The 25,131-nt window shown below is 36.9% G+C and carries 24 protein-coding genes and 1 tRNA gene; 10 read left to right on the plus strand and 15 right to left on the minus strand.

What is annotated here, in order from left to right; translation table 11 throughout:
* Positions 1-96: 96 nt before the first annotated feature.
* Positions 97-1,626 (plus strand): glutamate--tRNA ligase, encoded by a 1,530-nt coding sequence (gltX, locus tag CA834_RS01645; RefSeq protein WP_094966920.1) that lies wholly within the window; start codon positions 97-99, stop codon positions 1,624-1,626.
* A 27-nt stretch (positions 1,627-1,653) separates the two neighbouring features.
* On the opposite strand, the gene CA834_RS01650 is transcribed toward gltX, so the two are convergent.
* Entirely contained in the window at positions 1,654-2,334 is a 681-nt protein-coding gene (locus tag CA834_RS01650) for a hypothetical protein (protein WP_094966921.1), read from the minus strand.
* 93 nt (positions 2,335-2,427) lie between these two features.
* Here CA834_RS01650 and CA834_RS01655 point away from each other — a divergent pair, with 93 nt between their 5' ends.
* On the plus strand, positions 2,428-3,351 hold the full coding sequence (locus CA834_RS01655) for an SPFH domain-containing protein (RefSeq protein ID WP_094966922.1): 924 nt from the start codon (positions 2,428-2,430) through the stop codon (positions 3,349-3,351).
* 74 nt (positions 3,352-3,425) lie between these two features.
* Here CA834_RS01655 and CA834_RS01660 read toward each other — a convergent pair whose 3' ends face one another.
* From CA834_RS01660 to CA834_RS01670, 3 genes are all read right to left on the minus strand, one after another.
* Complete coding sequence (locus tag CA834_RS01660; protein WP_094966923.1) at positions 3,426-3,914, minus strand: DUF1761 domain-containing protein; 489 nt, start codon at positions 3,912-3,914, stop codon at positions 3,426-3,428.
* Positions 3,915-3,998: 84 nt separating this feature from the next.
* A complete protein-coding gene (locus tag CA834_RS01665; RefSeq protein ID WP_094966924.1) occupies positions 3,999-4,208 on the minus strand; it encodes a hypothetical protein in 210 nt (69 codons plus the stop codon).
* Positions 4,209-4,273: 65 nt separating this feature from the next.
* Positions 4,274-6,271, minus strand: coding sequence for a glutamine--tRNA ligase/YqeY domain fusion protein (locus tag CA834_RS01670; protein WP_094966925.1), 1,998 nt, complete (start codon positions 6,269-6,271; stop codon positions 4,274-4,276).
* A gap of 92 nt (positions 6,272-6,363) precedes the next feature.
* On the opposite strand from CA834_RS01670, the gene CA834_RS01675 reads away from it, so the two are divergent.
* The 3 genes from CA834_RS01675 (at position 6,364) to CA834_RS01685 (ending at position 7,140) form a co-directional block, all read left to right on the plus strand.
* Complete coding sequence (locus tag CA834_RS01675; protein WP_094966926.1) at positions 6,364-6,564, plus strand: zinc ribbon domain-containing protein; 201 nt, start codon at positions 6,364-6,366, stop codon at positions 6,562-6,564.
* Positions 6,565-6,632: 68 nt separating this feature from the next.
* The gene (gene folB / locus CA834_RS01680) at positions 6,633-6,992 is read left to right on the plus strand and encodes a dihydroneopterin aldolase (protein ID WP_094966927.1); all 360 of its coding nucleotides are present in this window, start codon (positions 6,633-6,635) and stop codon (positions 6,990-6,992) included.
* A gap of 77 nt (positions 6,993-7,069) precedes the next feature.
* Positions 7,070-7,140: transfer RNA gene (locus CA834_RS01685), tRNA-Cys, on the plus strand.
* 31 nt (positions 7,141-7,171) lie between these two features.
* Here the strand turns inward: CA834_RS01685 and CA834_RS01690 are convergent.
* The 6 genes from CA834_RS01690 to CA834_RS01715 all read right to left on the minus strand — a co-directional run bounded on the left by CA834_RS01690 (position 7,172) and on the right by CA834_RS01715 (position 13,174).
* Positions 7,172-7,855, minus strand: a complete 684-nt coding sequence (locus tag CA834_RS01690; RefSeq protein WP_094966928.1) for a LysE family translocator — start codon at positions 7,853-7,855, stop codon at positions 7,172-7,174.
* A gap of 44 nt (positions 7,856-7,899) precedes the next feature.
* A complete protein-coding gene (locus tag CA834_RS01695; protein WP_165764737.1) occupies positions 7,900-8,571 on the minus strand; it encodes a head GIN domain-containing protein in 672 nt (223 codons plus the stop codon).
* 35 nt (positions 8,572-8,606) lie between these two features.
* Positions 8,607-8,906 carry a YbjQ family protein gene (locus CA834_RS01700; protein ID WP_094966929.1) on the minus strand — a complete coding sequence of 100 codons (300 nt, stop codon included), beginning with the start codon at positions 8,904-8,906 and terminating at the stop codon, positions 8,607-8,609.
* Positions 8,903-9,154: a hypothetical protein gene (locus CA834_RS01705; protein ID WP_094966930.1), complete on the minus strand. Its 252-nt coding sequence runs from the start codon at positions 9,152-9,154 to the stop codon at positions 8,903-8,905. Before CA834_RS01705 ends, CA834_RS01700 begins: the two co-directional genes overlap by 4 nt.
* A gap of 61 nt (positions 9,155-9,215) precedes the next feature.
* Positions 9,216-11,459, minus strand: coding sequence for a ribonuclease R family protein (locus CA834_RS01710; protein WP_094966931.1), 2,244 nt, complete (start codon positions 11,457-11,459; stop codon positions 9,216-9,218).
* Between the two features lie 245 nt (positions 11,460-11,704).
* The gene (locus CA834_RS01715) at positions 11,705-13,174 is read right to left on the minus strand and encodes a T9SS type A sorting domain-containing protein (RefSeq protein ID WP_094966932.1); all 1,470 of its coding nucleotides are present in this window, start codon (positions 13,172-13,174) and stop codon (positions 11,705-11,707) included.
* A gap of 559 nt (positions 13,175-13,733) precedes the next feature.
* Here CA834_RS01715 and rpiB point away from each other — a divergent pair.
* Genes rpiB through CA834_RS01730 form a run of 3 tightly spaced genes read left to right on the plus strand, consistent with a single transcriptional unit; the run spans position 13,734 to position 15,581 of the window.
* On the plus strand, positions 13,734-14,168 hold the full coding sequence (gene rpiB, locus CA834_RS01720) for a ribose 5-phosphate isomerase B (protein WP_094966933.1): 435 nt from the start codon (positions 13,734-13,736) through the stop codon (positions 14,166-14,168).
* A gap of 22 nt (positions 14,169-14,190) precedes the next feature.
* Positions 14,191-15,102 (plus strand): cation diffusion facilitator family transporter, encoded by a 912-nt coding sequence (locus CA834_RS01725; RefSeq protein ID WP_094966934.1) that lies wholly within the window; start codon positions 14,191-14,193, stop codon positions 15,100-15,102.
* 35 nt (positions 15,103-15,137) lie between these two features.
* Positions 15,138-15,581 carry a GNAT family N-acetyltransferase gene (locus CA834_RS01730; RefSeq protein WP_094966935.1) on the plus strand — a complete coding sequence of 148 codons (444 nt, stop codon included), beginning with the start codon at positions 15,138-15,140 and terminating at the stop codon, positions 15,579-15,581.
* On the opposite strand, the gene CA834_RS01735 is transcribed toward CA834_RS01730, so the two are convergent.
* The 3 genes from CA834_RS01735 to rnpA form a co-directional block, all read right to left on the minus strand.
* Positions 15,578-16,417 (minus strand): OmpA family protein, encoded by an 840-nt coding sequence (locus CA834_RS01735; RefSeq protein ID WP_094966936.1) that lies wholly within the window; start codon positions 16,415-16,417, stop codon positions 15,578-15,580. The two genes, CA834_RS01730 and CA834_RS01735, sit on opposite strands and share 4 nt — an antisense overlap.
* A gap of 88 nt (positions 16,418-16,505) precedes the next feature.
* Positions 16,506-18,140: a S41 family peptidase gene (locus CA834_RS01740; protein WP_094966937.1), complete on the minus strand. Its 1,635-nt coding sequence runs from the start codon at positions 18,138-18,140 to the stop codon at positions 16,506-16,508.
* Positions 18,137-18,514: a ribonuclease P protein component gene (gene rnpA, locus CA834_RS01745; protein WP_094966938.1), complete on the minus strand. Its 378-nt coding sequence runs from the start codon at positions 18,512-18,514 to the stop codon at positions 18,137-18,139. Before rnpA ends, CA834_RS01740 begins: the two co-directional genes overlap by 4 nt.
* Before the next feature lie 141 nt (positions 18,515-18,655).
* On the opposite strand from rnpA, the gene CA834_RS01750 reads away from it, so the two are divergent.
* A complete protein-coding gene (locus CA834_RS01750; protein ID WP_094966939.1) occupies positions 18,656-20,500 on the plus strand; it encodes a CBS domain-containing protein in 1,845 nt (614 codons plus the stop codon).
* Positions 20,501-20,505: 5 nt separating this feature from the next.
* Positions 20,506-21,696 (plus strand): succinylglutamate desuccinylase/aspartoacylase family protein, encoded by a 1,191-nt coding sequence (locus tag CA834_RS01755; RefSeq protein ID WP_094966940.1) that lies wholly within the window; start codon positions 20,506-20,508, stop codon positions 21,694-21,696.
* A gap of 50 nt (positions 21,697-21,746) precedes the next feature.
* Here CA834_RS01755 and CA834_RS01760 read toward each other — a convergent pair whose 3' ends face one another.
* Both CA834_RS01760 and CA834_RS01765 read right to left on the minus strand, forming a co-directional pair.
* The gene (locus CA834_RS01760) at positions 21,747-23,516 is read right to left on the minus strand and encodes a M1 family metallopeptidase (protein WP_094966941.1); all 1,770 of its coding nucleotides are present in this window, start codon (positions 23,514-23,516) and stop codon (positions 21,747-21,749) included.
* A gap of 2 nt (positions 23,517-23,518) precedes the next feature.
* Positions 23,519-25,120 carry a S8 family serine peptidase gene (locus tag CA834_RS01765; protein ID WP_094966942.1) on the minus strand — a complete coding sequence of 534 codons (1,602 nt, stop codon included), beginning with the start codon at positions 25,118-25,120 and terminating at the stop codon, positions 23,519-23,521.
* Positions 25,121-25,131: the final 11 nt, after the last annotated feature.

Raw genomic sequence — 25,131 nt, forward strand, 5'->3', positions numbered from 1 at the left:
ATACATATCAAAGTATCTTTGCCGAGGATTCTGAAAAAATACGTTGTCCATAAATGGAGTAATCGTTTAGAAATCCATTAATATTACCTCTGTATTATGTCTCAAAAAGTACGCGTGCGCTTTGCGCCAAGCCCAACAGGCCCTTTACATATTGGTGGTGTCAGAACCGCCTTATTCAACTATTTATTTGCAAAACAACACCAAGGCGAGTTTATTCTTCGCATAGAGGACACCGATCAAAATCGTTATGTTGAAAGCGCTGAACAATATATTACCGACGCTCTAAATTGGTGTGGTATACCGTATAGTGAAGGCCCAGGCAAGAATGAGACCTATGGCCCTTACCGTCAAAGTGAACGCAAACATTTATATAAGAACTATGCCGACCAACTTATAGCAGAGGGTAAAGCTTATTATGCATTTGATACGGCTGAGCAGCTTGATGCTCACAGAAAAGACCATGAATCTAAGGGGAAAACCTTTATATATAATTGGCATAACCGAGAAAAAGGTCGCTTGGTTAATTCATTGGTTCTGTCTAATGCCGAAACCCAATCTAAAATAGAGGCTGGTGAAGATTATGTCATTCGATTTAAGGCGCCAGAAAATCAGACCCTTCACCTTAAGGATGTTATTCGTGGGGATATTTCCATTGATACCAATATTCTAGATGACAAGGTGTTGTTTAAAAGTGATGGTATGCCCACATACCATTTGGCCAATATCGTAGACGACCATTTAATGCACATTACCCATGTGATACGTGGAGAAGAGTGGTTGCCGTCACTGGCGCTGCATAAATTATTATATGATGCTTTCGGGTGGGAACCTCCCAAATTTGCTCATTTACCATTAATCCTTAAGCCCACTGGAAAAGGTAAACTTAGCAAGCGTGATGGTGATAAGTTAGGGTTTCCTGTATTTCCCTTAGAATGGACGGACCCAAAAACAGGAGAAACCTCAAACGGTTATAAGGAAGAGGGTTATTTTCCTGAGGCCGTAGTAAATTTTCTGGCCTTTCTTGGTTGGAATCCCGGAACGGAACAAGAAATTTTTAGCTTAGAGGAATTAATTGATAGCTTTGATTTAACCAAGGTAAATAAAGGTGGTGCGCGGTTTGATCCAGACAAGACCAAATGGTTTAACCATCACTATATGCAGCAGCAATTAGACTTGGATTTGGCGCAGTCATTTAAGAAGCTGAAGCCGGAGCTCCAAGATATTGACCTTAACTACATTGCTCTTGTGGTTGGTTTAATAAAAGAACGGGCAACCTTTGTTAATGATTTTTGGGACTTAAGCCATTACTTTTTTGTAGCTCCGGAATCTTATGATGAAAAAGCTTCTAAAAAGGCATTAAAAGAGGAAACCCCTGAATTAATGCAGGGCGTCATTGACATTATTACGGCAACAAAGGAATTTACGGTTGAAAACCTTCAGGTTAAATTAAAAGCCTGGATTAACGAAAACAACATCAGCTTTGGAAAGGTAATGATGCCCTTGCGAGTCGCTTTGGTTGGTGCCCTGCAGGGACCTGATGTTTTTGAAATTATGTTCTTAATAGGAAAGCACGAAACCGTAAGGCGCATTGACAGATTAGTTAAAGGAATTGGTGACCTGTCTTAACCCAGCAATTTGTACTTTTTAATCTTACTAAAAAATCAATAAAGCAGTGAAGGCCAACATAGATTGATTCCCTTTAAAATCAGGACTATTCCCTGCTTCATTAAAATCCTTATCATTTAACCTTCCAAGGATATTGGTAAGGCCATAGATGTATTGGGCTTTTAATGAAAACCGGCCAAAACCCGCAGAGAGGCCAACCGCACCATTAATATTAAAACGTGAAATACCTGTAATGTCCTCTGCCGAGATATTATTGAAATTAGTAACAATATAGCCTTCTTTCGAATCGTCTTTTAGCTCTAAGTCACTGTTGTATTGTAGCATCGGACCTGCATCTAAGGTGAGATAATTGCCAATTAATTTAGCGTGAATTAAAAACGATAACTGAACGGTAAGCAGTTTATACTCAATAAACTCATCTATACTGGTTGCGGCCGGTCTTGCGCTGATATCTAAATTATTCTCAGAAAGCGCAATATTATAGCTCACGTTATACCATTTATGCGGAATGTCTACCCAAGCCGTAAGGCCTCCTAGGTAGCCCGTATTGGACTTAGTTTTAAAGTTATCCGTGATAATGTCAAATTGGGTTATACCGCCTTGAAGACCGATGCCATTTCTAATCTTATAACGGCCGTGCTGACTATAGCCTAGTGTAACAAATACTATACAAAACGCTACTAATAGGAAGTGCTTATTATTTTTCATTTTGATTTAGAGCTGTTGTTAACAAACCTAACAAAATAATTAATATTAATTACATTTAACACTATATATTCGTTAACCGTAAAACCAGTTGTCATGGGCAAAATTATTTTAATTCCAATTATTTTTTTCGGGCTTATTATCTTAATATCCTCGTTCTTTATTGTAAAACAACAAACCGCTGCGATTATTGAACGTTTTGGTAGATTTCAAAGTATTCGCCAATCGGGTCTTCAGATGAAGATTCCATTGGTAGACCGCATTGCCGGAAGACTTAGTCTAAAAATCCAACAGTTAGACGTGTTAATTGAAACGAAAACATTGGATGATGTTTTTGTAAAAATCAAGGTTTCCGTTCAATTTGTGGTCTTAAGAGGACAGGTGTATGATGCGTTTTATAAGTTAGAAAATCCTCACGATCAAATTACCTCCTTTGTTTTTGATGTGGTGCGTGCCGAAGTTCCAAAAATGAAATTGGATGATGTCTTTGTTAAAAAAGATGACATTGCTATAGCCGTGAAGCGCGAACTACAGGAATACATGTCTGAATATGGCTATGACATCATTAAAACCTTGGTGACAGATATTGATCCGGATGCCCAGGTAAAGGCCGCTATGAACAGGATTAACGCCTCTGAACGTGAAAAGATAGCTGCTCAATTTGAAGGTGATGCGGCCCGTATCCTCATCGTAGAAAAAGCAAAGGCCGAAGCTGAAAGTAAGCGCCTTCAAGGCCAAGGTATAGCCGATCAACGCCGGGAAATAGCACGAGGTTTAGAGGAATCCGTTGAGGTCCTCAATAAAGTTGGGATAAATTCTCAAGAAGCTTCGGCTCTTATAGTAGTAACGCAACACTATGATACACTTCAAGCTATTGGCGGAGAAACCAATAGCAACTTGATACTATTGCCCAATTCGCCACAAGCTGGAAGCAATATGCTCAACGATATGGTCGCTAGTTTTACAGCCAGCAACCAAATTGGTGAGGCCATGAAAAATGCCAAAAACAAAGAAGAATAACAAGTAGTTCTAAGCTAGAATTTCTTTTTTCCTTTATGGTATAGGGCTATCAAGTCATATATGGTGTTGCACTTTTAAAGTCCGCATAGTATCGCGCCCATTACGGTTGTTGTAACAATCCAATACCCGGAATTTACAAAGATGTATGTTGCGCTCTTCCGCTCAAAAAGGGCAATGGTTCCAATTATAGGCAGAGCGCCAAAAACACCAAATAGGGCACCGTGTAGGGCGCCATGTTTAAAAGTTCTGAAGGCGTTGCCATAATCATTCATAAAAACCTCAAAAGAAGGCTTGGCCAATTCTGGATTAGCCCCAATCATACCGAAGGCACCAAATTGGTGGTTGGTGAACTGCATAAGTAAAATCGCCAAGAGCGTTGAAAAAACAAGGGTTAAGCCAAAAATAACAGCTATTTTTCCACTCTTCATTTTTTCTTCGGTCATTCCAGAGGCTTTCATCCATACATTTCCAAAACCTATTTTTGGATTGTACCAAACAGCTCCAATAAATAAGGCCGCAATAGCGGCTAGGGGAATGGCAATGGGATTAATTGGATATTCCATAATCGATTGAGATTTAAGAGTTAGTACTTAATAAATGTACAAAAAAACCTCACGATTTAATATCACAGACGTGTAAGGCCGTAATTAATGTTCTTTCTTGTAATTTTCTACCATCTCCTTAAGATTATCGAGATAGGTTTGTAAATCGTCTTTATTCAGTTCGGTGTTACCTTCAGGGCCTGAGGGCAACGTATTCCTTGTTTCGTCTAAATATTTTTGAAGTTCGGGATACTTATCCTCAATCTCCCTTAGTGTGCTAGAGATTTCCGTTAATACATCTTTTGTGTCCTTCATATCTTATACTCATTTAATGATTATAAAATATAACTAATTGATTGTGAGATATTTCAAAATTTTTGTTAAATCTCTGAAGCCTCAGCTACTAGGAGTTGGTTTTTATCCTCTAAGGCTTTAGCGACAAAGTCATTAATAGCCTCATTACGTTCTAGTCCGTTTTTAAGAAGCTCCTTTAGAGTTATCATGACAGCTATACGTGTGCCTGCTTTTTTTACCGCAGTGACAAATAACGGCTCTAATTCATCATATGAAACATTCTTGGCCAAAGCTTTTATCTCCGCCTTTGCCTTGGCTTGTTTATCTTCAGGTAGATTGGTGTATTTCTTACCTAATTGTTGAATAACGCTGATAGCTGATTTTTGCTGTGTTTGTCTTTTGGGTCTATCGTTTTTAGGTTTAGGCTTTTGTTTGGCCCAACTATCCCTTAAGCCAACCGTTTTGTTAAATACCAATTTCCCTTCTTGGGAATCTTCATCTACAACAAAATAGCCTAAGCGCTGAAATTGAAAGCGTTCGCCCGGCTTTGCATTAGATAGGCCTGGTTCTAAGTATCCTGTTTTAATGTTGAGTGAATTAGGATTTAAGAATTCCATAAAATCTTTGTCCTTATCACCGTCTGGAGATTCGTGCATAAACAAGCGGTCATATTCTCTTATTTCGGCTGTAATGGCATGTTGTATAGATACCCAGTGCAAAGTGCCTTTGACTTTTTTATCCGTATCGGTGTCGTAGGTACAGTGTATTTCTGTGATTTCCCCTTTATCATCCTTAACCACACTATTTGCCTTAATAATATACGCGTTCTTTAAGCGCACCTCACCTCCAAGCTTTAACCTAAAAAACTTATTTCCGGCTTCTTCCTTAAAATCTTCTTTTTCGATATAAATCGCCCTAGAAAAGGGCACCTTTCTGTAACCTGCAGATTCGTCCTCTTGATTATTCTCGGCATCTAACCATTCTACCTTGTCTTCAGGGTAGTTAGTGATAACTATCTTAACCGGGTCTAGCACCGCCATAACTCGGTTCGCTGACTTATTCAAATCCTCACGAATGCAAAATTCTAGCAAGGATACATCTATTACATTTTCACGCTTGGCGACTCCCACCCTTTGGATAAATTGCCGAATAGCGTTCGGTGTGTAGCCTCTTCTGCGAAGCCCAGAAATTGTAGGCATTCTTGGATCGTCCCAACCAGAAACTATCCCTTCTTCGACCAAGCGTAACAATTTACGCTTACTCATAATAGTATAACTTAAATTTAATCGTGCAAATTCACGTTGTTTAGGTGGCAATGGCAGATTGTCCTTGCTATACTCATAGACATTGTCCCTAAACCAATTGTAAAGTTTTCTGTGTGGTTTAAACTCCAAAGAACAGAGAGAGTGTGAAATTTGCTCAATATAATCGCTTTCACCATGGGTCCAATCGTACATAGGATAAATACACCAATCATCACCCGTTCTATGATGGTGGGCATACATAATGCGGTACATTATAGGGTCTCGCATCAACATGTTGGGGTCTTCCATGTCAATCTTAGCGCGCAATACGTGAGATCCCGCAGGAAACTCGCCATTTTTCATGCGCTTAAACAAATCTAAATTTTCCTCTATGCTTCTGTTTCTGTACGGGCTATTAGTACCGGGTTCTGTAGGTGTTCCCTTCTGCTTTGCAATGGCTTCGGAGGGTTGGCTATCCACATAGGCTTTACCGTCTTTGATAAGCATAACGGCCCAGTCATATAGTTTTTGAAAGTAGTCTGAAGAATAAAGCTCATTCTCCCATTTATAGCCCAACCATTCAATATCGCGCTTAATAGCATCTACGTATTCTTGTTCTTCCTTAGAGGGATTGGTATCATCAAAACGAAGGTTTACAGGGACATTATATTTTTCGCCCAAACCAAAACTAATACCAATAGCCTTTGTATGACCAATATGTAAATACCCGTTAGGTTCTGGAGGAAAGCGAAATCGTAAGTTGTCTTTGGGCATACCATTCGCCAAGTCCTCTTCTATAATGTGCTCAATGAAATTGAGTGATTTTGTTTCGTTTGACATTCAATAAAAATTAATGCGTAAAATTACGCAAAAATGTAACAAAAGTCTTGTATTTTCTACCTATAGAATGAATCAAACATCTAAAAAAACAAATGGTTTACAAATGCCCAAAATGTGATAATACTACCTACGAAGTTGGCGAAATGAGAGCTACCGGTGGAACCTGGTCTAAAATATTCGATGTTCAGAATAAAAAGTTTACATCCGTAACCTGTAAACGATGTTCCTATACTGAGTTTTTTAAAGCTAAAACAGGTGCTTTAAGTAATATTTTTGATTTATTCACCAATTAGCCCACTCCGTTTAAAATTCTTTCTCATATTAAAGTCAAAATACACCTTTGTAGTATTACTTTTGTTTCATGGGAATAATAAAAGTTGAAAATATACGCCTTTTTGCACACCATGGCTGCTTAAAAGAAGAAACCGCCATAGGTAGTGATTATAGGGTTGATTTAATAGTGAAGGCAGATTTAAGAAAATCTGCAAAAACAGACGCTTTAAAGGACACTGTTGATTATGTTTTTTTAAATAAGGTTGTGAGGGAGGAAATGGCAAAACCCTCAAAGTTGCTTGAAACCGTAGCTAAACGCATTTTAAATAGAATTTTTAAAGAGGATAAAAAAGTCAAGAAAGCCAGCGTGTCGGTAAGTAAGATTAACCCACCGATTGGCGGCGATGTTGAGATGGTCACCATAAAGATGTCTCAAGGACGAAAATAAACCCCTAAGTAGTGTAAAAGGCTAAATATTTTTATATTTGCTCTCTGTTAAAGAATCCTGCTGGTTCGGGATAAATTGGCGTCTTGGCCGAGTGGCTAGGCAAAGGTCTGCAAAACCTTGTACAGCGGTTCGAATCCGCTAGACGCCTCAAAAAACCCTCTACTCACGTTGAGGGTTTTTTAGTTAATGGGATTTACCTTCTCTATTTGTTCCTTTCCTTTCTCGTAAAGCTCCGGAAATAAGCCTTGCGAAAGCAGAAGCACCCCAAAACCTAGAATAACCAATGCGATGATTTTTTTAGTTTTAAAAACCAATTTTGGAGTTAATTTACTCTTTAGGCGCTTGGCCGCTGCAATTTTGAATAAATCTGTTGTAAAATAGGTAATCAGCATTGTGCCAATAAAAATCAACGTGCCACCGTCTGAAGTTGTTAATGACGTCCCAATGACAATGAATCCAAGCCAACCTATTAGAACGCCTATATTTATAAAGTTAAGCAAGAATCCTTTAATAAAAAGCTTACCATAATCCTTTTTTGGTAAATGGATTCTTTGGTGCTCCCTAACAATGGATCTAAAAGAGTTTGATGTTTTAATAAAAGAAATAATACCATAAACTACTAAAAGCGCACCACCAAAAATCAAAAAATTTGGGTCGTCCTTGATTTTTTCAACCAGCTTGTTTGTGCTGAAAAATGCAATAAGAATAAAAACAATATCTGCTAGAATTACGCCTAAATCAAAGATGATAGCGCTCTTAAACCCTTTGGTGGCACTTGTTTCTAGAAGAACAAAAAAAACAGGGCCAACGGTAAATGCCAAAATAATTCCAAATGGGATTGCTCTTAAGATATCGTGAATCATGTAATCATTGCAGTTTACACAAAAATAGAAAAACCACAAGGATTTTACATACGCTTTATTCTACCGCCAAAAACACTGCTTTCATCTACCTGTTTTGGGTCGCCATAAATAAAGACATCCCCACCTGCCCTTATTCTAACATCAACCAGCTCAGTGGCGTTGATATAGGCTTCACCAGCAGCATTTACACTTACTTCCGTTTTTTCGGTCACAAAATCCTTTCCATTAAAAATTCCTCCTGTATAAATTGAAATATCTTGATTCTTTGAGCTACCCGTGACATTTATAATTCCTCCGGTAACGGCTCTTATGTTTGCATAAGATGTCTTTAGCTCTGCAGTGATTTCTGCCCCTTCTTGAGTTTTTAAATCCATCTCAAATTGTACTATAGGCTCTAACACTTCAACAACCGCACCTTCATTTGCATCAATCACGTCTACTGTCGTGTAGTAGAGCATTACGACAGTGTCATTTCCGTCGTACAACTCTTCTATATTCATGCGTATTTTAAGCTTACCATTTTTGTTTACCACCTCTACATCTTTCCTGTTCTTTCCAGAAATTACAACCTTATCTTCATTAGACTTTTTCATCTTAACATTGATTAAGTCGTAAACTTTCACTGTAGAAAATGCTCCAGTAGTTTTTTCAATAGATTCCTGGGCGTTGATTCCAAAACCCATTAAAACTAAAATTATCAAGACTAAATTTTTCATGAAGTTAATGTTATTATGTTATTGATAGTCTAAATCTAGATGGCAACTTTTACCGCGGTGCCCGTTACGGAAACCATAGCATAATTACTCGTTGTCAACTCAATTTCAACTTTAATGCCAACTACGGCGTTTGCTTTTAATTTTTTTGCGTTTTCTTGCAACTGCTGAAATGCTTTTTCTTTGGTGGTATCAACACTGTCCTGCACTTTTTTTGTGTATTTAGACATACTAAAACCTAATGCTATAACCCCGTCATGCATGGCAACACCGGTTACAATACCAAGATAATCAACTATTTTATAGCCCTCTATGGAATTGGTTGTTGTTAATATCATAATGATTTATGTTTTAAATAGGCTTCCCATAATTGATAAGGATTGTGTACAGATAATTCAACGTTACCACAAGACCCACAGATGTTTGCTTGGAGTTGCCCTTTTTCAAATTTATTAAAGAAAATATTATCCGTTGTTTTTATATGGATAGATAAATCTCTCATTTGATTCATATGTCCATAATCTACGATTTTTACTTCTGGTATTATCTTATTTGAACCGCATTTATGACAAGAGCGAGTATCCATAATTACTAACTTTTAAATATTAGAAGTCTAAAAAATAATTTTCTTATATTATAACGGCTATTTAAGAGTCGGCTTTACCTACCAAATAAAAATCAAGATGTTTTTTAACCAAGTCCGTATTCTTAACTTTAACAATAACCTCATCACCAAGTTGATACATAGTGTGGGTTTTCCTTCCTACCATTGCATAATGATCTTGATCAAAATCGTATAAATCATCTTTCATATCTCTAACGCTCACCATACCTTCACATTTATTGGAGACAATCTCTATATAAATTCCCCAATCTGTAACACCGGAAATTACACCTAAAAATTCCTCATCGTTATGGTCTTGCATAAACCGAATTTGCATATACTTAGTGGAATCGCGCTCAGCTTTTGTCGCTAAGTATTCCATATTGCTAGAATGTTTACACTTCTCTTCATAAAGCTCTTCATTAGCTGATTTACCACCGTCTAGGTAATGCTGTAGCAAACGATGTACCATGACATCGGGATAACGCCTTATGGGCGAGGTAAAGTGACTGTAATAATCAAAAGCTAGACCATAATGACCTATGTTATGAGTAGTGTACTCTGCTTTAGACATTGTCCGTATGGTTAAGGTATCTACCAGGTTTTGTTCTTTTTTCCCTACCACATCAGACAATAGCCTATTTAGGGAGGAAGCCACACTATTTCTATCCTTAAAATTGAGCTTATGACCAAATCGACCGACTATGGTTTGTAACTGAGCCAACTTAGCCTCATCAGGCTCATCGTGAACACGATAAACAAAGGTCTTTTTTGGTGTTTGTTTTCCTACGAATTCCGCTACTCGTTTATTGGCCAACAACATAAATTCCTCAATGAGCTTATTAGCGTCCTTACTCGTCTTAAAAAATACACCTGTTGGGTTGGCTTCGTCATCTAGACTAAATTTTACCTCAACCTTATCAAAGGAAATAGCACCTGCCCGCATGCGATTAGATCGCATTTTCTTGGCTAAATGGTTTAAGGTTAAGGTAGCTTGTGCAATGTCTAAAGAGGTCTTATATTCTTTACCTGTTAACGATACTTCAGGGGGAACTGTAGTATCTATTTTCTCTTTGCTTTTAAGCACTTCTACTGCACTCAATTTATCATTTCGTTCTATGATGGCTTGAGCTTCTTCATAAGCAAAACGCGCATCGGAATAAGTTACGGTTCTACCAAACCACTGGTGTTTTATCTCGCATTTATCGTTCATTTTAAACACCGCTGAAAAGGTATATTTCTCTTCATTGGGTCGTAAAGAGCACGCGCCGTTAGATAAGCGTTCAGGTAACATAGGAACTACCCTATCTACCAAATATATTGAAGTGGCCCGTTCATAGGCTTCATCATCTAAAACTGTATCTGGTTTTACGTAATGCGACACATCTGCGATGTGGATTCCAATTTCATAAAGCCCATTTTCCAGAACTTTAAAGGATAAGGCATCATCAAAATCCTTGGCATCTTTTGGATCGATGGTAAAGGTTAAATCCTTGCGCATATCCCTGCGCTTTGCAATTTCTTCTTGGGTTATTGACACATCTAATTGATTGGCATAATTCTCAACCTCGTGGGGGAATTCAAGTGGTAAACCGTACTCCGCTAGAATAGCATGAATTTCTGTACTGTGTTCACCCGGTTTCCCTAAAACCTGAAGTACTTTTCCATAAGGTGAATCTGCTTTTTTTGGCCAATCTTCTAGAGACACTAATACTTTATCCCCATTTTCAGCGCCTTTAATTTTATTGATTGGAACAAATATGTCCGTATACATTTTTGTGCTGTCGGGCACCACAAAAGCAAAATTCTTTTTATCGTGAATTTGTATAGTTCCTACATATTCTGATTTTGCCCGTTTAATAATGTTGGTGATTTCACCTTCTTGTTTTCCTCTATGTTTTCGTTTGTACGCATAGAACTCTACCTCATCGCCATTTAAGGCTTTATTGATATTGTTAGAGGCAATAAATACATCGTCCTCAAAATCGTCAGAAATTACATAGCCATTACCTTTGCTAGACATATCTAGAATACCTATATGGTATTCCGTTGTAACAATGGCTTTGAACTTGCCGCGTTCTACTTCTTCAATTTCTTGCTTTGCTTTTAGTTGTGCTAATTTTTTAATAATTTGATTGCGACTACTGGCATCATTAACACCAAGTTTAGCAGCAATTTGTTTATAATTAAAGGATTGGTTTCTGTCTTTTTTTAAAATACTTAGAATTGTATTTGTGAGGTTAGAAATCTTATTGTTAGATGATTTCCTTTTTTTCTTTCTTGTCATTTAATTTGTAATCATATTATGTATATGTGTCATTCTGAACCTGTTTCAGAATCTAAAAGATTATAGATTCCACAGCGCAATGCGCAATGACAACTTTGTTTATTAACTTAATACAAGTGGAAGTGAAGCTATTAAGTTAATGCAAAGCTACGCTATTAAAATTAAATAGCGTTTAGATAAGGTTAAATTAATAAAAAAGCGCTGTAAAGTTTACAGCGCTTTTTAATTCTTTGGAGTGCTAAATTTTACTCTATAACTATCTTTTTAGTAGACTTTCCTTGATCAGTTTTTACTTCTACAAAATATAAGCCATTATTTAAATTACTTACATCTATCCTTGTTGTTTTCGTAGAATATAAATACTGACCTAAATTATTGTAAATATTTACTTGTTTTAGTTCTAATCCAGGGTTTAAATTAATGTTTAGCACATCTTCTACGGGATTGGGATGGTAACTAAAGTAGTCTTGTTTAAAACTAGCTGTTGATAACACGGAACTTAAATCGTAAACACGCGCATGACCTGAATTTTCTCCGTTTCCATCGTTTCTAACTGCACCAACGATTAAAATTTCTCCATTTTCTGATAATTCAATATTATTACCACATAAATCACCTGGGAATTCACCGTCTATATCAGTGAGATGGACCCAGTCACTATTTTCTAGATTATAAATCCTAACATAACCAGAATCATTACCATTATTATCATTCCCAGCAGCGCCAACCGCTAATATTAATCCATCACCTGATAACGACACAGAAGTACCAAAAGCATCCATCTCGAATTCTCCATTTAAATCACTCCCAATTTGTAACCAATTACTATTAATAAATTGATAGACTATAACTTGACCTGAATATTGTTCATTATCACTATTAAGATCAGAACTTGCTACTAAATAATTACCGCTTGCATCAAGATTTACAGACCAACCTAATCTATCACCTGGATTTTCACCATCTATATCTAAACCTTTTTGCGTCCAATTTGTCCCACTAAATTCGTAGACTCTTACATGCCCAGATCCATCACCATTTCCATCATTAAATAAAGCTCCAATGGCCACATTATTACCGCTTGAATTAAGACTTACAGACCACCCTGATCTATCACCTGGATTTTCACCATCTATATCTAAACCTTTTTGTATCCAATTTATACCATTAAATTCATAAACTCTTGCATGTCCAGACCCTTCACCATTACCGTCGTTTTCCCAAGCACCAATAGCTATTATATCACCATCAAAATTCAAACTGACCGATATACCAGACTGATCAAAAGAAGATTCTCCTTCTATATTCTGACCTAACTGGGACCAAAAATTATTATTGTATTGATAAATGCGCACATTGCCTGATGCAGTTCCATTTTCGGAGCTAGCATTAGCACCAATAGCTATTATATTTCCACTAGAGTTTAAACTAACGGATTGACCAAACTGATCACCAATAAATTCACCTAGAATAGTTTGACCTAATTGTATCCATTCATTATTTATATTTTCATATATTCTTACATATCCCTCTCCTATACCATTACCACCACTGTAATTGTACAATGCACCAATAGCAATAATATTGCCCGCTGAATTTATACTAACAGATTGGCCTGAAAAATCACCAGCTGTTAATCCATCAATGTCATTACCAATTTGAAACTGACTAAAAACAACTATAGGGTAAAAAATAAAGAGTAGTAATTTTTTCATAAGATTTTTTCTGAGGATTCATCTTACAATATTAAAATTTAATACAACTCCTTATAAAATATCAATGTTAAATTCATAGAAAATTCACTTATCAACATATAAATACATATCATCAATTTTCTTTTAAATATTTAAAAATAAAATGGTGTTTATTATGGCCTGTTAATAGTTACTATAACTTTTTAGAGTTTTACTTTGATAAGTTAGCGTCCACATTTTATTACGGTTTAACTAACACTGAAATTTTAGCTAAACCCTTTGTAACAAAGCGTATTTTAAAAGCTATGAACATCTGTTAATAAGTGATATTAATAACTGTATGGGATATTTTTTTAATGAACTGTTGTTCATTTCTATACCATCCTTGTTTAAAAACTCTCTCGAAAAAAATAACTAACTAATTAGGTTTTTAAATTCTTAATTTGGCTTAGAAAAATATATAGATAAACCTAATTTTTGTTTTAAGGACTTGTAAACAGTTATTAACATGTAATCAGTATCAGTTATTAACCGTCTATATAATTTGTAACTTTACACCATAACACAAACTCATTAACATATGACTATATCAATTGGAAATGACCATGCAGGTCCAGAGTACAAAAAAACCATTGTAAATCATCTAGAATCTAAAGGTATAACAGTACATAATTACGGTACAGATACTAAAGATAGTGTAGATTATCCAGATTTTGTTCATCCTGTTGCTAAAGATGTTAATGATAGCAAGGTTGATTTCGGGATTTTAATATGTGGTAGTGGTAATGGTGTAGCCATGACCGCCAACAAATACCCGCACGTAAGAGCTGGTCTTTGTTGGATAAATGAAATTGCTGAATTAGCACGTCAACACAACAATGCTAATATTATCTGTATACCAGCGCGTTTTACGTCTGTACCACAAGCTGTTAAAATGGTAGACACGTTTTTAGAAACGGTATTTGAAGGAGGTCGCCATCAAAAACGCGTAGATAAGATTCCTATGGCATGTTAGTACCAATCTAAAATTGGTTTAAATGGGCCATTCACATAAGCATCATAAACACCATAAAGATTTAGGTGGGCGCAACCTTTTAATTTCTATAATATTGAATATAGGAATTACAGTTGCACAGGTCATTGGAGGACTACTTTCTGGAAGTTTGGCCTTATTAAGTGATGCCTTGCACAATTTTACTGATGTTATCTCCTTAATTATAAGTTTTACTGCAACAAGATTAGTAAAAACCAAGGCTTCATTGAAACGCACTTTTGGACTTAAACGCGCTGAAATCCTAGCGGCTTTTATCAATGCCTCCACTTTAATAGTTATTGCAGGTTTATTGGTTATTGAGGCTATTGAGCGTTTTAAAAATCCACAACAAATTGAATCAACTACAGTTATTTGGCTATCTATGATTGCTATTTTGGGCAACGGCCTAAGTGTATTGTTGCTAAAGAATAATGCGCAGGACAATATGAACATGAAGAGTGCCTACCTTCATTTATTGACAGATATGATGGCGAGTGTTGCGGTTCTTGTAGGAGGGCTGTTAATGAAATTTTATCGAATATGGTGGATAGACAGTGCGCTAACTTTAGCTATTGCTATTTATTTAATAATGATGGGATGGAATTTATTAAAGAATTCTTTTAAGGTATTGATGCTATTTACACCAGAGGCAACATCTGTAAAAGCTATAGTAAACGACATTCAGACCATAGAGGGAGTAAAAAATGTACATCATGTGCACATTTGGCAATTAAATGAAGATGAAATTCATTTAGAAGCCCATATTGATTTTAACACGGACATTCTTTTATCAGAATTTGAGGAAATTTTAAATGAAATTGAGGAGCTAGTATACCACAATCACGATATAAATCATATTAACATTCAACCTGAATTTGGAAAATGCGATGTTAAGGATGTTATTGTACAAGACTAGTATATCTAGTAAACCATTATAACTTATTATTTAAAATGTTAGAAATTAAGACCAAGAGCTTTAAAGAATTAAACACGCAAGAGCTTTATGATTTGCTTCAGTTAAGAAGTGAGGTTTTTGTTGTTGAACAAGATTGTGTTTACCAAGATATTGATAATAAGGATCAAAACGCCATGCACATTTTAGCTTACAAGACTAACGTTTTAGTGGCGTACACGCGCATTTTTAAACCTGGTGATTATTTTGAGGAAGCCAGTATTGGCAGGGTGGTGGTAAAGGCCCCTGAACGGCAGAACAAACTCGGTTATTCGATTATGAAAACTTCTGTTGACGCTGTGAATGCCTTATATGAGACAAACACCATCAGAATATCAGCCCAAACGTATTTAAAGAAATTCTATAATAATTTAGGATTTATGGAAGTGGGTGAGGAATACTTTGAGGATGGCATACCACACATCAATATGGTTATGAGCTAATCGGCAGAGCTATCTATTTTAGTCACTAAAATTTCCACACGCCTATCTAGTTCCGGAGCTCCACCCAAAGGGAATTTACGACGATGACCCACATATTTCATACGCATCCTATTGACGCCTTTCTTAGCTAAATAATCATAGACATATTTAGCACGGGCTACGGACAGATTTCTTTTTTTTGTTTTACGGTCTATAGCATCTCTTGTGCCATGTGTACAGCAAACATGGCCTTCAATAGTAAAATATACATCCTTGCGCTCTACGAGTATGTCGGCAATTTTATCTAAGGTACCTTGTGAATCCTTAGTTAAATAACTATAACCAGTTCTAAATAACAGGTTCTCAAGTTGAATTTTATCACCTTCCTTTAAGTCACCCCTCAGCAGGTCTTCCGTACTTGGTTTTTCTGGTTGTTTTTCTTTTTCGCGTGGTGGATCGTAGGGTTGTACAATAATTTCAACTTTTCTATTTAGTCCACGTATTTTATTCAGATCGCTTTCAACGACAATATTCAACAATATCTCGCCTTTACCATCTACATTTGTTATCAATGACTCATCAAATTCATTATTTGAAAACACACTTTTAATGGCGTTTGCGCGCTGTTGGGACAGAACAAGATTGTAGCTGTCGCTCCCTCTGTCATCGCAGAAGCCATAGATGGATACTTTTTCAACATCCATGTGTTCTATTTGTGATAAAAATAAGAGGAGTCTGCTGTGCTCAGTTTCAGGAATTTCAAACTTATCAGTTTCAAAATAAACCTGATGTTTCATTTCTTTCTGGGCAAGCACAAATTGAAAACTAAGGGCTAAAAAAACGATTAGGGACTTCATGTTTTTGTTTTGCTTTTCAATTGCTGCAGGCTAATATTTCTAAATTTTTAGAAAATAACCTAAAGATAAAGATAATATTTTTTTGCGGTTATCTCAAAATAGAGGCATATTGTGTAGGATTATTAAGAACACTGACCGCTTTGTTTATTTCTGGATTGTTGACGGTATAGTATTCATAGAGCCCTTGGCTGTAAAAATAACGTTTAATTATCTCATCCGTTAATAACGATTTTAGCTGTGCTTTGTTACCGTCGATGGCATTTGATTTATACGCCTGTACAGCAGCAGAAAGATTGTGGTATTCAGACTTTATGACATTATCTAAACCTTCATCTTCGGCGACGCTCATAGCGTCACCAAGTGCTTTTTCTGTTTTTGTCTCGAAATTGAATCCTGTTGATTTTAAATAGGCTTTGAATAACCTAAAATCGGACTCCGTGAATTCAAAGTTTTGTAAATCATTAACATCATTATTATAGTAATACTTCGTTGCAAAATCAAATATTAAATTCTTATTTAAAATAGCTTTTGTAATGGGTGTGTATTTGGCATTTTCAACTTCAATATCTGGTTCTATACCACCACCATCATATACATCACGACCATTTCTGGTTTTAAAGGTGTTGTAGTTTTCCTTTTTAACCCGTGTAGCCCGTCCTTCCTCATCTCTATTCCAGTAATCTAAAGCCTGAATACATCTGCCAGAAGGTGTGTAATATCTAGAAATTGTAATCTTCATTTGGGTACCATAAGTTAATGGTTTGGGGCGCTGAACCAGACCTTTCCCATAACTGCGCGTACCAACAACAACTGCGCGATCCATATCCTGCAGGGCGCCTGCCACTATTTCACTCGCGGAAGCACTTCTGCCATCCAAAAGTATAACAAGTGGCGTTTCTGTATCTAAGGGCTCTCTCTTTGTGTAGTAGGTTTTATTATATTTTTTAACTTTTGATTTTGTGGTAACCACAAGTTGATTTTTTGGAACAAAGATATTTGTCACATTTACAGCTTCATTTAACAAACCACCAGGATTTCCTCTTAAATCTAGTATTAATTTAGTTGCTCCTTGGTTTTTAAGTGCTCTAATAGCTCTTACAGTCTCTGACGAGGCCTTATTGTTGAATTTTCTTAAAACAACATAACCCGTTTGTTCTCCAATCATGGCATAATAGGGAACGGCTTTGATTTCGAGAGATTCCCGTGTAATTTTTACCATATTGGTTTTGCCCTGTCTTCTATAGGTGACCGTCACCTCACTGCCCGAAGCTCCTTGAAGCAAATTACCAGCATCATCCTTAAAATCCGCAACTGATATGTTATCCACTTTTATAATTTCATCACCAGCTTTGAGACCCGCTTTATCTGCGGCGTAATCTTTATACGGTTCAACAACAACTAACTTGTCCTTTAGGGTAAGTATTTTGGCTCCAATGCCGGTGTAATCTCCAGAGTTGTTAATTCTTGAGGCCTCAACATCTTGTTCGTTATAAAATTGGGTATATGGATCTAAATCATCTAACATGCTTTTAATAGCCGTGTCCATAAGGTCAGCAGGATTGGTATCGTCAACATAATTCATGTTGAGTTCTTTAAAAAGCGTAGTGAAAATTTCAATTTGCTTTGCAATTTCGAAGAAGTCGGTTTTAAAGGCTGTAGTGCTGAAAAATATAAGCACTGCAACTACAGGAATTATGAATTTTTTATGTAATATATGTTTCATTTGTTAGCTGTTTTATCCAAAAACTTCTGAAGCATCTTTTTCACGGTTTTATCCATAGCCTCAAAAGTTATTGTGTCTTTACTAATGTACAAAATCATTAACGCATAAGCTGTTGAACTATTGTTAAAGTAATTGGGTTTATTTAGTCTAAAGGCTTCTCTCATTAAGCGTTTTATCCTATTTCTAGATACGGCATTTTTATGCAAGCGCTTACTAACCGAAACACCTGTTTTAAGGGTGCTGTTATCATCAAATGGAGTTTTTAAGTAAATTAGCCGCAAAGGAAACACCGTTATAGATTGACCTTCATTAAAAAGACGCTCTATAATTTTTTTGCTTTTTAGTTTATCTTTTTTGCTGAACCGATACGACATCACCTGAAAATTACCGAGGCAAAAATAGAACTTCCCTTGCTAACACCAAGGTTTTTGGGGTATTTAGCTATGATAAAAGTCATATTTTATAGCTTTTTATTGAAGTAACTTACGAAGATTAATAAATATAAGAGCTTATTTATGGGACATTTAGACGTTAAACAGCTTAAAACCGCTCAAGACAACGCCGAATATATCCAATATCTTATAAAAGATTTAAAGGCGTTGGATCAAATGCTTAAACAAGATTTAATAGAGAAAGGTCCCATAAGAATCGGAGCGGAACAAGAGTTTTGTATCACAACTGATAATTATTTTCCGAATAATAACAATATTGAACTTCTAAAAGCAATAGACGATAAGCACTTTACAACAGAGATAGGACGATACAATCTTGAAATTAACTCCGACCCATTAGAATTAAGAAATAGTTGTTTCTCTGAACTTCACCAACAACTTAAAAAACTACTAGAGAAAGCTAAATTAAAAGCAAACGAAAAGGATTCAAAGATTGTACTTACAGGTATTTTACCAACGCTTAGACTAAAGCACATAGGAGAAAGCCACATGACCGACATGCCCCGCTATCGCGTATTAAATAACGCTTTAAAGGCTCTGAGAAGGCAAAATTTCAACATACACATTAAAGGCGTTGATGAGTTAAGTTTGGTTCACGATTGCGTGATGCTCGAAGCCTGTAACACCAGTTTTCAAACGCATCTACAGATTAATCCAGATGAGTTTGTGGCCAAGTATAATTGGGCACAGGCTATTGCCGGACCAGTACTGGCAAGCTGTACTAATTCCCCACTCCTTTTTGGTAGGGAATTGTGGGCAGAAACCCGAATAGCCTTATTTGCACAGAGTATAGACACACGTGCAAGCTCGTTTATTCACCACGAAAAGCAAGCGCGAGTGAGCTTTGGTGCCCACTGGGAAGAAGGTACGGTTACCGATATCTTTAAAGACCACATTTCAAGATTTAGGAGTCTTTTGACTTCTAGCAAACACGAAGACAGCTTGGAATTATTGAATAACGGGCAAATACCTAAACTCAAGGCCCTTCAATTGCACAACGGTACTGTTTATAAATGGAACCGGGTTTGTTATGGCATTGGCAATGGAAAACCTCACCTTAGGATAGAATGTAGATATATTCCTTCAGGACCAACTCTAGCTGATGAAATTGCTAATATGGTATTTTGGGTAGGACTTATGTTAGGACAGCCAGAACAGTATAAAGAGATTCATAAAAAGATGGATTTTAAGGATATTCAAAACAATTTCCTTAAGGCCTGCCGAACAGGTATGGAGTCCCAATTCACGTGGGACAACAAATTGGTAACCGCCAAGGAATTAATTCTAAAAGAATTGTTGCCCTTGGCAAAACAAGGACTTTTAAATTCTGATATAAGCAAAGAAGACGTTGAACTTTATTTAGGCATCATTGAAAAACGCGTCACCTCCCACACCGGATCTCAGTGGATGGTGTCAAATTACAGAAACCTTCAAAAATCAAAAACATCTTTTGAGGCACTACAAGATATAACGGCCTTTATGTCTGAGCGCCAATTAACGGACACAACTGTTGATGCTTGGCCAGATGTCAAACCAAGCGTTAGTTCAAATCAACACAAAAGCCGCATTGTAAAGCACAATATGAACACTAAAATTCTTTTAGTGCATCAAAACGACAGTTTGGAACTAGTTGCCCATATCATGAAGTGGAAAAAAATACATCACTTACCAGTTGTGAACAACAAAAAAGAACTGAAGGGATTATTGACTTGGACAGATTTAATTAAGTTGGGAGACAAGGAATTGCACGTGCGCGTAAAAGATGTTATGACTAAAAATCTGATTACGATTTCACAGGAAGCATCGCTTGAGAAAGCGAAAAAACTCATGGTGTCTAATAAAATTAACTGTCTCCCAGTGTTGAAAAAAAAGGAATTATTAGGTATTTTAACCACAAATGATTTATAATTAGTATGCAAGTAGGCCTCAAAGAACAAAAGCAAAAATTAGTAGCGTCAAAAAGGGTGTTCCACCATATCAAAGGAGACTTAACTGGCTCTACCTTGGTGTTTTTTGCGGGTATACATGGCAATGAATTTGCAGGCGTACACGCCTTAAACAAGGCTTTAAAAACAATTAAAAAAGCAGATATTAAAGGAGAGGTTTATGGCGTATATGGAAATATTGAAGCGCTTAAATTAAAAAAGCGGTATATAACGTCCGATCTAAACCGAATGTGGACCACTTCCCAACTAAATAAGCTAGAGACCAAGGAACATTTAACTTTTGAAGACCGTGAGCAAAAAGAGCTGTTTGAGTTTATCAATCAAATCTTATCAAACAGTCAACAGCCCGTTTATTTTATTGATTTGCACACCACCTCGAGTAAAACCCTCCCTTTTATTACTATTAATGACGCTATGATTAACAGAAAATTCTCAAAGTGTTTTCCTGTTCCGATAGTCTTAGGTATTGAGGAATATTTAGAGGGGCCTTTGTTGAGCTATCTTAATACAAAAGGATATTTGTCTATAGGTTATGAAGCAGGTCAACATACAGACCCCCAAGCAGTGAAAAATTGCGAAGCGTTTATTCATTTGGTCCTAAATTGTTCTGGAGTTTTACAACAGCCCGTACATAAGAATCTAAAAGTTTATGAAGAGCATTTAAAAAACGCGTCAAAAGGAGTTTCTTGTGTCTTTGAGGTAATTGAAAAACACCATATTCAACCGGGAGAGCAATTTAAAATGCGGGATGGCTTTATCAGTTTTCAAAATATAAGTAAAGACACTTTATTGGCGTATTCAAATGGCCAGCCGGTGTATGCCCAACACAAGGCAAAGTTATTTATGCCACTCTATCAAAAATCAGGAAATGATGGCTTCTTTATTATCCGCTCCATTCCACCTATTTTTCTAAAACTATCACAATTATTACGAAAGATTAAAGCCGATGTTTTACTAACCTGGTTGCCCGGAATTGCTTGGCACGATAAACAACAGGGCATTTTAAGAGCCAACCTGAGGGTGACGCGATTTATGGCTAAATCCATATTTCATCTATTTGGTTACAGGAACAAGCAGTTGGATAAAACACATATGCTTTTGTATAATAGGGAACGTGTTTCAAAAAAGGAGATGTATTATAAAGAACCCTGGTATTAAAAAAAACCGCAACTTTTAAGTTGCGGTTTTTTGTTGAGTCATTAGATTTGTCACTCTACGTTGAAAGTGTTGTTTTCTGGCTTAACGTCGGCCATAAGTTTTGATTTGTCTATTTCTACTGACTTTACAGGCTTATTAGTTTCGAAGGTGTAGGTCGGTATTGCCCAAGCCCAATCATCGATGATGGTTGCACTAGTTGGTTTTTCGCCGCGCATCATTTGTAAGGGAATATAAAAATCTTCAGTTGAACCGTCGATATAGGTTACCGAAATATCTATAGGCATTGGCATTAGTCCAATACGCTCTAAGGTTACACGTGTGTCCTCCACAGATTTTACACCATAGTCTATGGTGTTGGTGGTCTGCGCAAAATCAATCAGATACCAATCCAATTCGAAATCTGTAATACGCTCAGCGGTTCTTATAATATCCATCGGTCTTGGGTGCTTAAACGAAAAATCCGTAAAGTATTTTTTTATGGTTTTCTTTAAATTCTCTTCACCGATAACATAACCCAATTGAGCTAAGAACACCTCGCCTTTGCTATAGGCTGAAATTCCATAAGCTTGATTATAGGCGTATCTGTCGGCGTGGGTTGTAAGGGGTTGCTCGTATCCAGAAGTAGCAAGAGCAATATAGCTTCTGTAAGCACCGTCAAATGGATTATTACCTTTATTTTCACGCAAGGAGTTTGTAGCCAAAGAAGAGATATAGCTGGTAAACCCTTCATCCATCCAGGAGTGCTTTACCTCGTTAGTGGCCAATAAAAATTGAAACCAAGTATGGGCCAACTCATGAGAAGTAACGCCAACTAAGCTATTGTAATTGCGCTGGCCAGTAATTAAAGTGCACATGGCGTACTCCATACCACCGTCACCACCTTGAATTACAGAATATTGTTTGTACGGATACATGCCGACATTATCACTGAAGTACTGCATAAGCTTGGCCGTATCAGGCTGCAATTTTTTCCAGTTATCAAGATATTCTTGATCCATAGTCTTCTTGTAGTAGAAGTGGAGTTTAGGGCCGTCAGGCATTTCATAAATATCATGAATGAAATCTGGATCGGCTGCCCAAGTAAAATCATGGACCTTAGGTGCCGTAAAGTGTAAGGTTTTCTTTCCGTTTTTAGCTTTGGTTTCGCCCTTAAGGTAGCCAGTACCTCCGACAACATAATTTTCGTCAATAGTGAGTTTAATATCAAAATCGCCCCAAACACCATGAAATTCCCTTCCAATGTAGGGGTCGGCATGCCAGCCTTCAACATCATATTCGGCTAGTTTTGGATACCACTGGGTCATCGATAGGGCCACCCCTTCACTGTTATTTCTTCCTGAACGGCGAATCTGAACCGGGACTTGAGCATCAAATTCCATCTCAAAAGTAACTTTTTCACCAGGTTGTATAGGTGCATTGAGTTGTACTTCGAGAACGGTACCAACGGTTTTATATGTAATGGGCTTACCATTTTGAGTTAGTGAATTGACTTTTATGTAGCCAATCTCACCGGGTTTAAGCTTACTGATTTTATCCCCTATCGTAGGATTGGGATCGGGAATGGTACGAGAACGCACATCCATTTCGCTTCCTGGCTGAAAGGCATTGAAATAGAGATGGTAGTATACACGATTAAGAACATCGGGTGAATTATTAGTGTAAACAAGGGTCTGCTTACCTTTATATTGAAAATTGTCAACATCCATGTCAATTTCCATTTTATAGTCTACATGTTGTTGCCAATACCCAAGATTAGCTTGTCCAAAACAAGGGCCATAGCAAACTACTGAGATGATAATAAGGTTAAGTATATTTTTCATGGTTATTTAATCTTTGAGGCTAATATTAGAGCATTGTAAGCATTCACAATTTTTCCAGTTTTAGATAACTCGGCAAATGGTTTAACATTCGAAGCATCGCCACCAACAACCACTTTTGTGGTCAATGGTAGGCCAGAATCTAAAATAACCTGTTTTACTTGTGCGGCGGTTAATTTTGGATAGTATGATCGAATTAATGCAGCCACACCAGCAACTCCAGGAGCTGCCATGGACGTCCCACCTTTAAAATCATATTCGTTTTCTGGTGTTGTTGAATAAATTGAGGATCCTGGCGCAAAAACATCAACATTGTTTTTTCCATAATTTGAAAACCCAGATACCATTTTTGAGCCATAGCTGCTCGTCAAGGACCCTACTCTGATATATGTTTCTGAGATTTCAACAAAATCTACATTGTCATCTGGGAAATTGGGCTCTACATCAATATCATTGCTATCATTTCCGGCCGCATGTACAAAAACAACGTCATTATCTGAGGCATAAGCAATAGCGTCCCTCACCCAATCAGCATGTGGAGAAAAGGACTTACCAAAACTACCATTAATAACCTTAGCTCCATTGTCTACCGCATAACGGATAGCTAACGCTACGTCTTTATCGTATTCGTCTCCATTTGGAACGGTCCTAATGACCATAATTTCAACGTTATTAGCTACGCCGTTAGCGCCTAAGCCGTTATTGCGCTCTGCAGCAATAATACCAGCAACATGAGTACCATGAGATTCCGATTTTTTTACAGGCTTCACATTTCCATTGCCATAGCCCGTTTCTGTTAAGTCGTCAACATCATCACCGGTTTTACGCCCTTTAAACGATTTATTTAAATTAAAATTAAGACGCTCGTTGATTTGCTCTAAAGCTTCTTTTAATTGCTCGCTCGCCTCTGCCAAAGTTCCGCCATTGGCACTTATGTTTTTAGCCACCTGAATGGCTTGTTGCAAGCTTGGGTCTTCGGATGTTATACCGTTAACCTCTTCAATGGTATAGTCTTTTTTCCCAAAATGTTTAGCCAAGGATTCATCGGCATTTTTTACAACCTGAGCAATTTGATCATATTGTGTTTTACGGCCAAGCCATTTATCGTACTCTGACTCATATAGCGCTTGCGCCTCGTTATATCTAGGATTTGTAGTATCACCAGAAGCTAATATTCGAACATATTCTAGCTGCTCATCATAAGCATCGCCTAGAAAGTTCCAACCATGGATATCATCAACATAACCATTATTGTCGTCGTCTTTTCCATTACCTGGAACTTCATCTTTATTGGTCCAAATAACATCGTTCAAATCCTCGTGATCAATATCAATCCCAGAGTCTATAACTGCTACAATAACCGATTTGCCCTTTTTGTTTTTTATTATTTCAGCATAAGCTCGATCAACCGCCATTCCTGGAATGGTGTCTTTTTCAAGGTCTAAGTGTCCCCAATTCTTTTTTTCTTGGTCAGTGAGGTCCGAAACCTTTAATGGTGAGGAGTCAATATTCTCTAGTGGCGTAGAAATAATATCTGCGGATCCGCAGCCTAAAGAAATTATTCCAGCAAGTAGAATGTAGCTAAAAACCTTATAATTCAGTCTCATATTGTTATTCG

Source organism: Winogradskyella aurantia (genome assembly GCF_002266855.1).
Lineage (GTDB): Bacteria > Bacteroidota > Bacteroidia > Flavobacteriales > Flavobacteriaceae > Winogradskyella > Winogradskyella aurantia.